Genomic DNA, 15,389 nt, shown 5'->3' on the forward strand with positions numbered 1-15,389 from the left:
AATATTGTGTAATATTCAGGATTTTTATTTTTCATAGCACGGATAAATTCATGTACTTAAAATGCAGAAAGAACGATTTTATATTTAATGGAGTTAGATGCTATTAACATTTTATTAATTAAAATTATATTTAAATTAAGGATTGTCACTTTAATTAGGGATGATTGTTATCAAGATGTTATTTTTTGAAATACAACCCCTATTTTTATAGGGGTTAGGATATAATTAATAATTAAAAAAAATTAATTGCTATATTTGCACCGAATTAATAACAACTAAAAACTTATGTCAACTCTCAGATTCCGTGCTCTGCAAGAAGCTTTAAATCGTAAAAGTATTAAGATTACCGAAATTGATCGTAGATCAGTTCTTTTTGGTGAAAATGTTTTTAATCAAGAAACCATGTTGCAGTGTCTTACAGATGACGCCTACGATAGTGTGATGAATGCTATTAATAAAGGAGCCAAGATGGATCGTAAAATAGCTGATCAGATAGCCTCTGCGATGAAGGATTGGGCACTTTCAAAAGGTGTAACTCATTATACACATTGGTTCCAACCTTTAACAGGTGCAACAGCCGAAAAGCATGATGCCTTTTTTGAAACAATAGGAGACGGAAAAGCAATTGAAAAATTTGGAGGAGGACAATTAGTACAACAAGAGCCCGATGCTTCTTCGTTCCCAAATGGAGGAATTAGAAACACGTTTGAAGCACGTGGTTATACGGCTTGGGATCCCACATCCCCAGCATTTATTTATGGTACAACCTTATGTATTCCAACAGTTTTTGTTTCCTATACAGGAGAGGCTTTAGATTATAAAACACCTTTACTACGAGCATTGCAAGCAGTAGATCAAGCAGCAACAGCGGTAGCCAAGTATTTTGATAAAAATGTTAAAAAAGTAAATGCCTCCTTGGGATGGGAACAAGAATATTTTCTTATCGATAGAGCACTAGTTAATACGCGACCAGATTTGGTTATGACGGGACGTACACTACTAGGGCACTCTCCAGCCAAAGGGCAGCAATTAGATGATCATTACTTTGGAAGTATCCCCTCTCGTGCTCTTAACTTCATGATGGATTTAGAAGTGGAGTGTATGCGTTTAGGAATTCCAGTTAAAACACGTCACAATGAAGTAGCGCCGAATCAATTTGAGTTAGCTCCAATTTTTGAAGAATCAAATTTGGCAGTGGATCACAATTCATTATTAATGGATGTAATGGATAAAGTAGGGGCACGTCATGATTTTAAAGTGTTGTTTCATGAAAAACCTTTTGCGGGTGTTAATGGATCGGGAAAACATAATAATTGGTCGCTAAGTACTAATACAGGTGTAAACTTATTAGGTCCAGGTAAAACACCTATGAGTAATCTGCAGTTTTTAACTTTTTTTATTAATACAATCAAAGCTATTAATGATAATGAAGAATTGATGCGAGCGGGTATCGCATCAGCAAGTAACGATCATCGCTTAGGAGCAAACGAAGCGCCACCAGCAATTATTTCTGTATTTATTGGAGATCAGTTAACAGCTGTTTTAAAAGAGTTAGAGAGTGTTACAGACGGAAAACTTTCTCCTAAAGAAAAAACAGATTTAAAACTAAATGTGGTTGGTAAGATTCCAGAGATATTACTAGATAATACAGATCGAAACCGTACATCCCCTTTTGCTTTTACAGGTAATAAATTTGAGTATAGAGCAGTTGGGTCAAAAGCTAATTGCGCTAATCCAATGACCATCCTAAATACAATTGTGGCAAAGCAACTACGGGAATTTAAAAAGGAAGTAGATGCCTTAATTGAGACCAAAGAACTTAAAAAGGATGAAGCTGTATTTAATGTGTTAAGAGAATACATTAAACAATCAAAAAATATTTTGTTCGAAGGTAATGGTTATGGTGAGGCATGGGAAAAAGAAGCAGCAAAAAGAGGATTAAGTAATAATAAAACCACTCCAGTTGCTTTAAAAGCAAAAATATCCGAAAAGTCTTTAGCCTTGTTTGAAGAAATGGGGGTGATGAATCGTGTAGAATCTGAAGCACGTTATGAAATCGAGATCGAAGAGTATGTAATGCGAATCCAAATTGAAGGACGTGTTTTAGGTGATATTGCTCGCAATCATGTAATACCAACTGCTATAAAATATCAAAATACGTTGATTAGCAATGTAACTGGATTAAAAAACTTATATGGAGATGATTTTAAAACGCATGCGAGAGAGCAAATGGAAATAATAGAAGAAGTTTCTAAGCATATAAGTCAAATTAATACCAAAGTAAATGAAATGACCAATGCACGTAAAGAAGCAAATAACTTAACTAACTCCGAAGAAATGGCTTATGCATATTGTGATAAAGTAAAGCCACTCTTCGATGCTATTCGATATAGTTGTGATAAGTTAGAATTGTTGGTTGATGACGAATTGTGGCCATTAACTAAATATAGAGAGTTACTATTTACTAGATAAGTAAGAAATAACCCAGAATAATAGACATTAAATAATGCGAAAAGCCATAGAAATGAGTTCTATGGCTTTTTTTTTAGAGTTTCATCGAAAAAGAGTATGCTAGTGAAGTTCGAGGGCTTAAATTTATTAAATTTACTATTAATCAATAGTTGCAACATTTGATACTACCCCTAGTCCCTTACACTATTTTTTGATCTATCGATAATTATCGGAGCACAGAGGGTGCGGATATTTATGAAGCTTATGTTTAAAGGCAATAACTGTATTATCAATTTTTAAACATTTCACACATGAAAAAAATGATTTTTGGCTTAGTAGCCTTATTATTTGCAACTACATCGATGGTTGCACAATCTAATACAAGTGATGTTCAACAAGAAGGAGAAGCTAACACCGCAAGTGTTGATCAAAATGGATCGCAAAATAATGCTGCGACATTACAAGAAGGTTTTGCTAATAATGCAGAAGCCATACAAGGTAGCTCGTCTTTTACTTCTAGAAACGGTGTTGTAAATCAAACCCAAATAGGAGCAGAAAATAGTGCCTTTGCACAGCATGAAGAAGATGCCAACGAAATCTATCAAGAGCAGACCGGTATAAATAACTCTGCATCAGCAACTCAAAATTTGTTGTATTTTGGTGGGTATAATTATGCAGATCAATTTCAAGAAGGAGTTGCCAACACAGCTACAATTTCTCAAGAAGGTAATGGTTTGTTTGGTCGGGGAGAATTTAATGAAGCTTATCAAGTTCAATATGGTGAGAATAACGAAGCCTTAACCTCGCAAAATGGAGCATCAAACTTTAGTGGCATTTTACAAGAAGGTATCATGAATACTGCTACAATGACCCAAATTGGAGATAGCAATGTAGCAGAACAATTACAATCTGGTGAAGCTAATGCCGCTACTGGTGAGCAATGGGGTTCGGGTAATAGACTTCTTCAAGACCAAGAAGGCAGTGGTAATATGGCAACTTCATTGCAGGGAAGTTCCCTTTTTGATTCCCGTAATGGTTCTGTAATGCAAGTGCAATCTGGAGAGGAAAACATGGCTTTTGCGCAACATGAAGAGGATAATAATCAGATCTATCAAGGTCAGTTCGGAGATGGGAATAGCGCATCGGCTACTCAAAACTTAGAGTTCTTTGGTGGTGAAAACATGACCATACAAGATCAAAGAGGTAACGGAAATGTTGCAACTGCGTCGCAAGAAGGAGACGTTGGTATTTTCGGAGAAGGTAACTTAGTACTTCAATATCAAATCGGTGATGAAAACATCGCTGATTCTTCTCAAAATGGAGCTAATAATGTTAGCGATATTTATCAAGATGGAGTTTCTAATTTTGCTCAGGATACGCAATTTGGTATCGGCAATTCAACAATGGTTCGCCAAACTGGTGCAACGCATAATAGCACGATTCTTCAGGTAGGAACTAATAATGCAGCAGTAGTAAACCAAGTTGGAGGTTTATAAAATAGCTTGCATACTAAATTAAGAGTCAAAAAAGTAACACTGTATAGTACATACAGTGTTACTTTAATAGTATCTATGATTAAAACTAACAAGGATGATTTTTTTTCGCATTGTATTGAGTTTGGTAATGGTATCTACAGTTGTCTATGCTCAAAATGACACCCATGAACATTTAAAAACAGAGTTGCACAGATCACAATTTGAACAACTCCAAATAGCAACCGATTTTGATAATAAAAGCATTTCTTCAAATGCTAACTATAATAGTGCAGTGTTTATTAAGCAAGTTGGTGAAACAAATACAGCCTTTATCGATGTTTTGTCAAATTCATACAATATTGAGATAAATCAAACCGGTACTTATAACCACGTTGATATTGAGGAAGCAGCACTTCAAATCTCAAAAAAGATAACACAGGAAGGTAATTATAATTCATACATCGACAATTCTTATTCAAACACACAATTTAGTGTGATGGATCTCAGTCAAGAAGGAGATAATTTATACTTTGAGAAATTTGGAAGTAATTCACTGTCCGATAAAATAAAATTAAAAATGACTGGTACATCAAAGACCATCATATTAAGAAATTTTAATTGAAGCTACTAAGTTTTTTAAAAACACACTGTATGCGATTTAAAATAATACTTTTGCTTTTACTGTTGCTTTCACTTTCTACGAAAGCTCAAGAGAAAATTACTCAAGAGGTTATAGCAAAAATTACTATTGAAGCAATTGACGAAATTTTTACTGTTAAAGCAACTGCAATCAATACGACTCAAGTACTCAAGACCTTAAAATATACATTAACAGTCTTTAGAACAACTCCATCCAATAATAAATCCAAAAATAGTCAAGAAGGCAGGTTTACTTTAGAAGCAAATGAGCACAAAGAGCTGTCCTCAACATCAATAAATAAAGAAGAACAAGATCATATTGTTATTATGTTGCTAATTTTTAATGACGATAGGTTGATTGCTACAGATCGGTTTGAAATCAATAAATTATCAGAAAAAAAAAGAAATGATGCAACCAAGAAAAATCAACCCGAAGATGGAATTGAATTAAAAGGTATCGTAGTCGAAGAAACAAAGACCAAACCTGGGAAGGATTTTTTTGACTTTTTTTACACCGTATACACACTCAATCAAATCAATGGAAGTAAAATAGTGAACGTGATAGAAAATTTAAGTTTTGGTCGTAGTACTATAATTAAGATAGTGATAGATGATACCACAATTTTTGAATTTTTAGGAAAACCAGATTTAGAGTATCTAGAGCAAATGTCAAAAGATGCTGTTCGTAGAGTGTATCGCTATTTTCAAGAATTAAAAAAACAAAAAGAAGATATTTTTCAATTTTAAATAAACTAAACAATAATAAACTCACACAATTATGAAAAACAACCTTTTACTTATTCTCGGAATTTTAGGATTCCAACTGGGGATAGCACAAACCTCTAATAATGAAACTGTAATAGATCAAAACTCACAAAATAGTACAATTGAAGTTATACAAACAGGAGAGAATTTATATGCACGTGTTACACAAGCAGGACTGATTGAAGGGGAACAAGGCAACAACAATCAAGTAATTATTGAACAACTAGCCACATCCAATGTAGTAGAGGTAACTCAAAAAGGAAACGATAATCAAGGAATAGTGTACTTTAATAGTACAGATGGGATTTCAACCGTTTATCAAGAAGGCTCTAATAACTATGCAAACTCTGATATTGTTGCTAGTTTTGGCATCAATTCATCGATTTTTCAAGCAGGTAATTTTAACACTGGTGAATTTACAGTGTCTGGACAAAATAATATCCAGACTACACTCGAGCAACTAGGAGATTATAACACAGCTTCTATAAATATTACTACAGACAGATTTGGATTTACTACCGCTCTTCAATACCAGTTTGGTAATAATAATACAGCTTCTGTTTTGCATAGTGGTATATTAAGAGGTAATTCACTACAGAGACAAGAAAGTATAAATGGCTTAGGTAATTTTGCTATCGCTTCGTTAGCTGGACAGAGAGTCGCATTAGAACAAATACAGCTTGGTGATGAAAATTATGCAGAAAGTGACCAACTGGGCATAGGAGCTTCAGACATGTTTTCTATAGTAACTACTCAGTCTCAAGTTGGTAATAGTAATTATGCAGGATCACTTCAAAACGGTGGTGATTTGGTAGTAGCACAAGCCCAAATTGGTGACAATAACCTTGTTGAAGCATATCAAGGTACAAATGCCAATAATAGTTTAATTGATCAATCACAAATTGGAAATGCTAATACATCTTTGGCAGAACAAAATGTAACTTCTGAATATGCTACAAATGAAATAATTCATTCACAAAATGGTAACAACAATGAAATATTCTCTGTGCAAATGGATGGTGAGAATACCGCTAGCGTATTGCAATTAGGAAATCTTAATAGTGCACAGACGCAGCAATTAGGAACTTCATTTTCTTCAGGAGAGATTATTATTGAACAAAATTCATCAGGTTCGACATTAGGAAATACTGCATTTGCGGTTCAAAATAAAGCGTTTGAGGTTTTTATTAATCAAACTCAGACGGGTGGTGGTAATTCGATGAGTGCAACTCAAAATGATGTGGATTACGTAGATATTAATCAAACACAAATAGGAAATGAGAATGTGGCTATGGCGTATCAAGAGGCTGCCAACAATTTTGATAATGAAGGTTTTAGTATAACGCAAAATCAAGAAGGTAATACTAATACGGCGCAAGCAACTCAAATAGGTGGGTATAATAATGAAATAAGTCAGGTACAATTAGGAAATAATAACGATGCTGAAGCGATACAAAATGGAGGATTTGATCAAAACATTTTATCACAACGTCAAGAAGGGCATTGTAATGTTGTAACAGGTATACAATCAGGTGAAAACAACCTGCTAGAAATGATTCAAAACGGTAAAATGAATCAAGCACAAGCCATGCAAGAAGGACAGGGTAATACGATGATGGTTAGTCAGCAAGGTGAAGGTCTACAAGCTACTATTTCCCAAATGGGTAATAACAGTAATATAAATGTAATGCAGACTAATTAATAGATTCATTATATTTTAAATAAAAGTGTAGTAAGCTTGATATCACATGATATCAAGCTTACTTTCAAAATTCAAAATCGTGAAAACAAAATTATTTTATATTTTCTGTCTTTTAACATGTTCTGCATTACAAGCACAAGAATTGGTGTATAAACCTAAAAATCCAGCGTTTGGAGGTGATACTTTTAATTATCAATGGATGCTAAGTTCGGCCGAATCGCAAAATAAATTTACCGAAGATAACAATACAGGAAGAGATGAACGTTCTGATTTAGATCGTTTTACAGAGAATCTTAACAGCCAGCTGTTAAGTCAAATCTCTAGAACATTATTTACAGAACAATTTGGTAATGAAGGGTTGCAAGAAGGAACATATACCTTCGGAACGTTGTTTATTGAAATTTTTCCTTCAGGAGAGGGATTAGTCATTAATATCCTCGATACCAATACAGGAGATCAATCTCAAGTAGTAATACCTAACTAACCTTTAATGAATACAAAATTATATACAGTACCACTCATTGTGTTCTTATTAATTTTATTATCCAGTTGCGGGACCTATTTTAATCAACCACTAACTATAGAAGAGGCTCGAATTGGAGAAGATACAGAATTATCTGAAGAACTACGTAATTTTCCGCTACCGCAAGAACCTGTAGTGGTAGGAGTGTACAAATTTAGAGATCAAACAGGCCAATACAAACCAACAGAAAATGGAAGTACATTTAGTACCGCCGTTACTCAAGGAGCTACAACTATTTTGATCAAAGCATTAGAGGATTCAAAGTGGTTTGTACCTATAGAGCGTGAAAATTTAAGCAATCTATTAAACGAACGCAATATTATTCGTTCTACCAGAAAAGAATATCAAAAAACACAAAATACAGATCAGCCACAGTTACCTCCATTACTTTATGCAGGTATCATTTTGGAAGGAGGTATCGTCTCCTACGATTCTAATATTATTACAGGAGGACTTGGAGCACGATATTTTGGTATTGGCGGCTCAACTCAGTACCGGCAAGATCGTATAACCGTCTACCTAAGAGCTGTTTCTACATCTAGCGGAAAAATTCTTAAAACAGTATATGTTTCCAAAACTATCTTATCGCAAGCTTTGGATGCAAGTTTTTTTAGATATGTGAAATTTAAGAGATTGTTAGAAGCAGAAACTGGAATCACAAAAAATGAACCAGCACAGTTGGCAGTGACCGAAGCTATAGAAAAAGCAGTTTCATCCTTAATTGTAGAAGGTATACAAGATAACCTATGGGCGCCAACCGCAAAACCAGAAGATGTAGAGAAATTACTTTTTAAGTACAAAACAGAAAAACTAAGAGCGCAAAACACCAACTTATATGATCGATATATGCGGGAGCGAAGAAATAAAAAAGCTTTCTTTATTCAAGGTGGTAGTTCTCTTATTAGTGGAGATTACGGGAACCCAGACTTTTCATACAATGCAGGTTTTGGTATGAAATGGTTCTTTAATTCATATATCAGTTTAGTAGCGTCACTTAACAAATTTGAACTCAAAAATGAAAATACGTTTGTAAATGGTTTTAATGCATTTCAACTTAACAGTGAATTTATTCTGTTACCACAAGAAAAGTTTTCACCGTTTCTTTTTGGAGGTGCAGGCGTTGTAAATGCCGATAGCTTTGATAAAACATTATTTCAATTGCAATATGGCGGGGGTATCGAATATCTGATAAAAGATACTTTTGGTATCAGTCTAAGTGGTACCCATAATGTAGTGATGAGTGACGAATTGGATAACGTGGTTCAAGGTAAGCGCGATGACCAGTATTTTAACTTTGTAATAGGACTTAATTGGTATTTTGGTAAAACAAAAAGAACGGTTATACAGAATTAAAGTATTTGTTACATAGTAAATCAAAAAAAATAAATAAGAAAATAGTATTAGGCAACTCGCCGATAAATTAAGAAATATGAAATCATTCTATTCGATACTACTAAGCATCATATGCTATAGTTTTATTTCCTGTAGCGAAGATACCATAACGCTTGAAGGCTTAGGTGCTGTCAAAGGGAAAGTAGTTGCGGTAAATACCAATGAGCCTCTTCAAAATGTAAAGATCTCTACAAATCCATCGACAAGTACCGTTTTTTCTGATAAAGATGGTAATTATGAAATTAGCAACATACCTACGGGCGAATATTCTATCTCTGCACAGCAAGAAGGGCTCTTGGCAGAGTTTGAAGCAATTTCTATTATATCCGATAAAACGTTGGAAGTTGTGTTTGAAATGGATGTAGAGACAGCAACCAATCGTCCTCCAAATGCCGCAGAATTAAAAACACCTCTAGATAATGCTACAGAGCAACCAATCGAGGTTACACTAATCTGGTCAGGTAGTGATCCAGATAATAATGATGAGCTTGAATATACAGTTAGTTTGCGCAATGACAAAGATGATACAGTGGTATATTTTGAAGCAATTAAGGATACTACGTATACAGTTTCTGGATTAATCTACGGCGCTAAATATTTTTGGCAAGTAGCAACCAATGATAATGTAAATGAGCCAGTGAATAGTGAAACGTTTGCATTTACTACGGCATTAGCATCAAATAATAGAATTGTATTTAGTCGTATTGTTAATGGTAATAGTGTATTGTACGCTGTCGACGAAGCAGGACAAAATCCTATCAGACTTACTTCACTTTCAAAAAACAGCTTTAGACCCAGAAGAAATATACAAAATGGAAAAATTGCGTATTTGCAATCGGTAGGATCTCAAATACACTTGTTCACTATGGATCGGGATGGATCTAACCAAAAACAAGTTACTTCACAAGTACCAGTAGTGGGATTCAATTTAGAAGAAGTTGATATTTCTTGGGATAAAAATGGATCCAAACTTTTGTATCCTAACCAAAATAAATTATATGAAATCAATACTGATGGTAGCGGGTTAGCGATACGATATGAGACTACCAATGATAGGGTAATTACAGAAATAGATGTATGTGAAAATAACAACATCACTGCACTTAAAACAAACGATCTATCAGGGTACAATGTAGAAATATTTACTATTGATATAGCTGGTGCTGTTGTAACTACGGTTTTATCTGGGGTTAATGGTGCAGCGGGAGGGATAAATCTTTCTGTAGATGGCAGTGCATTATTATATAGCCATGATGTTTCTGGGTTTGAAGATAGCTCCTATAGACAAATGGATACAAGATTGTTTATATACAATTTTTCAGAAAGTTTAGCTACCGATATATCTTCAAATAAACCCGCTGGAACCAATGATCTTGACGCTCGTTTTTCGCCCAACGAGGTACAGGTTATTTTTACAAATACATCAAATGATGGATTATCGGTAAGAACTATGCAAAAAATGTCGATAGCAGATGGATCTAATAGGATAACTCTTGTCGAAAATGCAGCAATGCCAGATTGGGAATAAGATTATTTTGAAAATCAGATTTAAGAATTCTTAAATTCGGTTATCTTTGTGGCTTAACACAATATTCATGAGTCAAGAAGTAAGTAAACGCTATGCCCAACGTGGTGTTTCTGCCGCCAAGGAGGATGTACACAACGCAATCAAAAACATTGATAAAGGGTTGTTTCCTAAAGCATTTTGTAAAATTGTTGAAGATCATTTAACGGGTGATGACGAGTATTGTCTTATCATGCATGCAGATGGTGCGGGAACCAAATCATCGCTAGCCTATATGTACTGGAAAGAAACTGGAGATGTTTCTGTCTGGAAAGGCATTGCCCAAGATGCATTGATCATGAATATAGATGATTTATTATGTGTAGGAGCTACAGATAATATCATGCTATCCTCTACCATCGGAAGAAATAAAAATTTGATACCGGGAGAGGTGCTTTCTGCAATTATCAATGGAACTGAAGAATTGCTGTCCGATTTAAAAGAATTTGGAGTTACCATACATTCTACAGGTGGTGAAACCGCAGATGTTGGAGATTTGGTACGTACAATTATTGTAGATTCTACCGTAACAGCACGAATGAAACGTAGTGATATCATAGACAATGCTAATATTAAGCCAGGAGATGTGATAGTAGGTTTGGCTTCCTTTGGTAAAGCTTCTTACGAGAAAACATATAACGGTGGCATGGGTAGTAATGGACTTACATCTGCTCGACATGATGTATTTGAAAAGAGCTTGGCATCCAAATATCCAGAAAGTTTTGACGCATCGGTACCTATGGATTTAGTTTATTCTGGAAAAACCAAGCTTACAGATACAGTCGATGGTTCGCCGATCGATGCGGGTAAGTTAGTGTTATCACCTACAAGAACCTATGCGCCCATTATTAAGAAAATATTGGAGCAGTACACTAATGAGCTTATTCATGGGATGGTACATTGTAGTGGTGGGGCACAAACAAAAGTGTTGCACTTTGTTGATCAGGTTCATGTAATTAAAGATGCCTTGTTCGAAGTACCGCCCTTGTTCAAACTGATTCAAGAAAATTCGGGAACCGATTGGAAAGAGATGTATCAAGTATTTAATATGGGGCATCGTATGGAGCTCTATGTCTCACCAGCGATTGCCGAAGATATTATTGCTATATCCAAAAGTTTTGATGTAGATGCACAAATTATAGGTAGAGTAGAAGCTTCAGACACCAAAAAGCTAACAATTACTTCTCCCTTTGGTACATTTGAGTATACATAAGCCAACTTAATACTACACAAATATTGAAGAGACCTTTTTAGGTCTCTTTTTTAGTTTTTAAAACTAGAGCTACCTACCGCATCGATAATGAATCATATGTGTGTTGATGGGTACGTATCATCAAAACAAGGGTGTAGACGTTTGTGTACTACATTTTAAAAGCACTGATAATAAATTACTCATTGACAAGTAATCAATATAGTTTTCGTGTAAACGAGGGTATCATTTAAATAGTAAAAGTAGGTGTTTAGTCTGTAGTAGGTTAAACCCACGCTGGTTGTAAAAGGGGCTCAAAATACTTTTCTTAATTTGTGATATATTTGACCCACCTTGCTATAGAATAAGATTAAAGCAATATGTGCTTTAGACAAAAAAGATTACTTTTGTAGCTTCTACAGAAGGAAGAACCTATTATGATTGATAAATTAAATATAGTAAAGCAACGTTTTGACGAAGTGAATGATTTGATCATTCAGCCAGATATTATCTCTGATCAAAAACGTTACATACAACTTAATAAAGAGTATAAAGATCTTAAAGCTTTAATGGATAAGCGAGATCAATATTTGGAACTCACCAATAATATTACCGAAGCCGAAGAAATTATAGCCGACGGGAGTGATGCCGAAATGGTTGATATGGCCAAAATGCAATTAGAGGAAGCTAAAACCGAATTGCCAGCTCTCGAAGAATCCATACGTTTTATGTTGGTGCCAAAAGATCCAGAGGATGCCAAAAACTGTGTTGTCGAAATTCGAGCTGGTACAGGTGGTGACGAAGCAAGTATTTTTGCTGGAGATCTTTTTAGAATGTACACCAAGTATTGCGAAGGTAAAGGTTGGTCAACGAGTATTGTAGACCTTAATGAAGGAACAAGTGGTGGTTACAAAGAAGTTATTTTTGAAGTTAATGGTGAGGATGTATATGGGACTTTAAAATACGAAGCAGGTGTGCACCGTGTGCAACGTGTACCGCAAACCGAAACGCAAGGACGTGTACATACCAGTGCTGCAACTGTTATGGTATTGCCAGAGGCCGAGGAGTTTGATGTAGAACTGGATATGCAAGATGTGCGTATTGAACGTACCACATCAACAGGACCAGGTGGACAGTCGGTAAATACAACCTATTCTGCTATAAAACTACACCATGAGCCTACGGGAATGATTGTTAGTTGTCAGGATCAAAAATCATCTCATAAGAATCTTGAAAAAGCGTTAAAAGTTTTGCGTTCTAGATTGTATGAGATCGAATTAGCCAAAAAACAGGCTGCAGATTCAGAAAAGCGTAAAAGCATGGTGTCTAGTGGTGACCGTTCTGCAAAGATTAGAACCTACAATTATCCGCAAGGTAGAGTAACCGACCACCGTATTGGTTTAACGTTATATGATTTGGGTAATATTATTGACGGTGATATCCAAAAGATTATTGATGAGCTAGAATTAGTGGCTAATACAGAGAAATTAAAAGAGTCAAGCGATTTGTTCTAGTGTTATAAACACTACGCCTATTGTATAAAAAAAATAAGCCTGTTACTATTAAATGTAACAGGCTTATTTTTATGTTATAGTAAGCTATCCCAAAAACAAATTAACTAAGAGTTGGTTGTTTGTTATTGAGCGCTAGATTTTTTTACAGGTCTTAAAACAAAATAGAGTCCCACGATAATAAAAGGAATACTTAACCATTGTCCAGTAGATAAAACGTCTCCAAGAGAATCCTCAAAACCACCTTGACTTTTCTTTACAAACTCAACTATAAAACGCACTACCCAGATCAAAATAAGATACATTCCAAATAAAAATCCTGAATGGGTACGTTTGTTAGTTTTCCAATAAAGAAACCATAAAATAAAGGATACGATAACATATCCAAAAGCTTCATACAATTGTGCAGGATGCCTAAAAGGAACTGTTTCTAGTAATGAGGCATACTCGGGATTATTAATCACAGCGTTATATGCTTCGTTTACATTTTTTATGCCTGTAGCTTTAACTACTTCATATTGTGATAAAGTCTCTCTTACAAAGCGAACCCCAAAGACAGAATCGGTAGGTTCACCAATAATTTCAGAATTAAAAAAATTACCCAGACGTACAAAAATACCACCAAATGCAGCAGGTATTGTAACACGATCCAAAATCCATAAAGGGTGTTTTTCTAAAACTTTTTTTGAATAATAATACATAGCGATAATAAACGCAATCGCAGCTCCATGACTTGCAAGTCCACGAAAACCGATGAACTCAAATGTTGGATTAAAGCGAATTGGCAAAAAGATCTCGAGTAAATTATTGCGATAATAATCCCAATCATAAAAAATCACATGACCTAGTCGCGCTCCAATCAAAGTACCTACAACAGCATAAATAAAAACAGAATCTAGTTTTTCTATCGAGATATTTTCACGGATATAAATTTGTTTCATAAGATACCATCCTAACGAAAAAGCAATTACAAACATGAGACTATAAAAACGGATCATGAAAAAACCTAAATCAATACCCTCTACTGGGCTCCAGGTAATCTGAGAAAAAATCATATATACATATTATGTTTAAGGAAGGTAAATATAGGTATTTATATTAGAATGAAAGAGATTTTAAAGAGATCCAAACTTTGTATACAAGGGAATTGTTTTTACCATTTTAGCACAGCAAGGTGGTTAAATAATTTGTGTTAAGTACTGTCAAAACATAACAATATACAAGTTAATAATCTTTTACTATGATACACGATAAGTTATGCTAGCGGTTGAGGTGTTACTTGGTCAAAGCATAAGTGCAAATTAGGTACATGAAAAGATTAAAAGCAATACAGGGGTGTAAATAATAGTTGTAGACTGATAAATTACACTTACACGGGTGCAACACCTATTAATACAATCATATGAATCATTTGCACTGGTGTAAATGACCCATATTACTTTATGACGATACTTTTCATGAGTGCGACAGATCCGCTACTTTTATAGTAGTTAAATACAGTGGTGTAATTAGTCCATACAATCTATTAGGTGGTATTAGCAGGGGTGTTTCTAACTATCATACATCCTGCATAGTTACTAATATGCCTTCTTAAGAGATACTTTACAGTTTTGTTATGCTATTATTTGTTAGTATTAATCGTATAAAGTTGTTTTGTAGCGAAGCATGTAGTCGTACGTATTTTCTTGATAGTATAGCCTTGTGATATTAAGTAAAATATTAATAGCGAGGTTAGTAAACAATGTAGTAATTGATGAAACTGTATATCCAAGACAGTTAATAGTACATACAGTGTCTTTGGTAAAAGTAGCCCATGTAGAGAAAAAAGTTCAAAAGGTTGGGTTTCACGTGATACCCAAAGCTATTTTTCCATTATAGGTTGCTTGCTCACTGTATACTATAGGTAAAATCTGGTTATTTTTTTTGCTCTACTGTATCAGGAACAGGATCATAACCTTTGCCACCCCATGGATGACAGCTTAAGATTCGTTTTACTGCCAAAAATCCTCCTTTAAACAGACCGAAGCGCTGTAAAGCGACCAAAGTGTATTGAGAGCAAGTAGGGTGGTATCTACAAGTTGCGGGGGTTAAAGGAGAAATTACACCTTGGTACAATCGTACCAACCCTATAAAAGGTAAGGCTAATACTTTTTTAAGTGAAGTAGTAAAAGCCAAACC

General features: G+C 34.8%; 12 protein-coding genes. 10 read left to right on the forward strand and 2 right to left on the reverse strand.

What is annotated here, in order from left to right; genetic code table 11:
• Nucleotides 1-285: 285 nt before the first annotated feature.
• The 10 genes from ACE939_RS00980 (at nt 286) to prfA (ending at nt 13,214) form a co-directional block, all read left to right on the forward strand.
• Complete coding sequence (locus ACE939_RS00980; protein WP_378186905.1) at nt 286-2,472, forward strand: glutamine synthetase III; 2,187 nt, start codon at nt 286-288, stop codon at nt 2,470-2,472.
• A 290-nt stretch (nt 2,473-2,762) separates the two neighbouring features.
• Nucleotides 2,763-3,947 (forward strand): hypothetical protein, encoded by a 1,185-nt coding sequence (locus tag ACE939_RS00985; RefSeq protein ID WP_378186906.1) that lies wholly within the window; start codon nt 2,763-2,765, stop codon nt 3,945-3,947.
• Between the two features lie 94 nt (nt 3,948-4,041).
• Nucleotides 4,042-4,548 carry a hypothetical protein gene (locus ACE939_RS00990; RefSeq protein ID WP_378186907.1) on the forward strand — a complete coding sequence of 169 codons (507 nt, stop codon included), beginning with the start codon at nt 4,042-4,044 and terminating at the stop codon, nt 4,546-4,548.
• A 29-nt stretch (nt 4,549-4,577) separates the two neighbouring features.
• Nucleotides 4,578-5,312, forward strand: coding sequence for a CsgE family curli-type amyloid fiber assembly protein (locus ACE939_RS00995; RefSeq protein ID WP_378186908.1), 735 nt, complete (start codon nt 4,578-4,580; stop codon nt 5,310-5,312).
• 31 nt (nt 5,313-5,343) lie between these two features.
• On the forward strand, nt 5,344-7,032 hold the full coding sequence (locus ACE939_RS01000) for a hypothetical protein (RefSeq protein WP_378186909.1): 1,689 nt from the start codon (nt 5,344-5,346) through the stop codon (nt 7,030-7,032).
• Between the two features lie 79 nt (nt 7,033-7,111).
• Nucleotides 7,112-7,516, forward strand: coding sequence for a curli production assembly/transport component CsgF (locus tag ACE939_RS01005; protein WP_378186910.1), 405 nt, complete (start codon nt 7,112-7,114; stop codon nt 7,514-7,516).
• Between the two features lie 6 nt (nt 7,517-7,522).
• Nucleotides 7,523-8,908 (forward strand): CsgG/HfaB family protein, encoded by a 1,386-nt coding sequence (locus tag ACE939_RS01010; protein WP_378186911.1) that lies wholly within the window; start codon nt 7,523-7,525, stop codon nt 8,906-8,908.
• 76 nt (nt 8,909-8,984) lie between these two features.
• On the forward strand, nt 8,985-10,475 hold the full coding sequence (locus tag ACE939_RS01015) for a carboxypeptidase-like regulatory domain-containing protein (RefSeq protein WP_378186912.1): 1,491 nt from the start codon (nt 8,985-8,987) through the stop codon (nt 10,473-10,475).
• 67 nt (nt 10,476-10,542) lie between these two features.
• Nucleotides 10,543-11,724 carry an AIR synthase related protein gene (locus ACE939_RS01020; protein ID WP_378186913.1) on the forward strand — a complete coding sequence of 394 codons (1,182 nt, stop codon included), beginning with the start codon at nt 10,543-10,545 and terminating at the stop codon, nt 11,722-11,724.
• A 413-nt stretch (nt 11,725-12,137) separates the two neighbouring features.
• Complete coding sequence (gene prfA, locus ACE939_RS01025) at nt 12,138-13,214, forward strand: peptide chain release factor 1 (protein ID WP_378186914.1); 1,077 nt, start codon at nt 12,138-12,140, stop codon at nt 13,212-13,214.
• 122 nt (nt 13,215-13,336) lie between these two features.
• On the opposite strand, the gene lgt is transcribed toward prfA, so the two are convergent.
• Together lgt and yidD are read right to left on the reverse strand one after the other, a co-directional pair.
• The gene (gene lgt / locus ACE939_RS01030; protein WP_378186915.1) at nt 13,337-14,266 is read right to left on the reverse strand and encodes a prolipoprotein diacylglyceryl transferase; all 930 of its coding nucleotides are present in this window, start codon (nt 14,264-14,266) and stop codon (nt 13,337-13,339) included.
• Nucleotides 14,267-15,125: 859 nt separating this feature from the next.
• Nucleotides 15,126-15,386, reverse strand: a complete 261-nt coding sequence (yidD, locus tag ACE939_RS01035; protein WP_378186916.1) for a membrane protein insertion efficiency factor YidD — start codon at nt 15,384-15,386, stop codon at nt 15,126-15,128.
• Nucleotides 15,387-15,389 lie beyond the last annotated feature (3 nt).

Origin of the sequence: Aquimarina rhodophyticola (genome assembly GCF_042434915.1) — a bacterium.
Taxonomy (GTDB): Bacteria; Bacteroidota; Bacteroidia; order Flavobacteriales; family Flavobacteriaceae; genus Aquimarina.

What these genes read in the sequence shown, in the direction of transcription:
- ACE939_RS00980 (WP_378186905.1), top strand. Translation starts at nt 286, where the DNA reads ATGTCAACTCTCAGATTCCGTGCTCTGCAAGAAGCTTTAAATCGTAAA.
- ACE939_RS00985 (WP_378186906.1), top strand. Translation starts at nt 2,763, where the DNA reads ATGAAAAAAATGATTTTTGGCTTAGTAGCCTTATTATTTGCAACTACA.
- ACE939_RS00990 (WP_378186907.1), top strand. Translation starts at nt 4,042, where the DNA reads ATGATTTTTTTTCGCATTGTATTGAGTTTGGTAATGGTATCTACAGTT.
- ACE939_RS00995 (WP_378186908.1), top strand. Translation starts at nt 4,578, where the DNA reads ATGCGATTTAAAATAATACTTTTGCTTTTACTGTTGCTTTCACTTTCT.
- ACE939_RS01000 (WP_378186909.1), top strand. Translation starts at nt 5,344, where the DNA reads ATGAAAAACAACCTTTTACTTATTCTCGGAATTTTAGGATTCCAACTG.
- ACE939_RS01010 (WP_378186911.1), top strand. Translation starts at nt 7,523, where the DNA reads ATGAATACAAAATTATATACAGTACCACTCATTGTGTTCTTATTAATT.
- ACE939_RS01015 (WP_378186912.1), top strand. Translation starts at nt 8,985, where the DNA reads ATGAAATCATTCTATTCGATACTACTAAGCATCATATGCTATAGTTTT.
- ACE939_RS01020 (WP_378186913.1), top strand. Translation starts at nt 10,543, where the DNA reads ATGAGTCAAGAAGTAAGTAAACGCTATGCCCAACGTGGTGTTTCTGCC.
- prfA (WP_378186914.1), top strand. Translation starts at nt 12,138, where the DNA reads ATGATTGATAAATTAAATATAGTAAAGCAACGTTTTGACGAAGTGAAT.
- lgt (WP_378186915.1), bottom strand. Translation starts at nt 14,266, where the DNA reads ATGATTTTTTCTCAGATTACCTGGAGCCCAGTAGAGGGTATTGATTTA.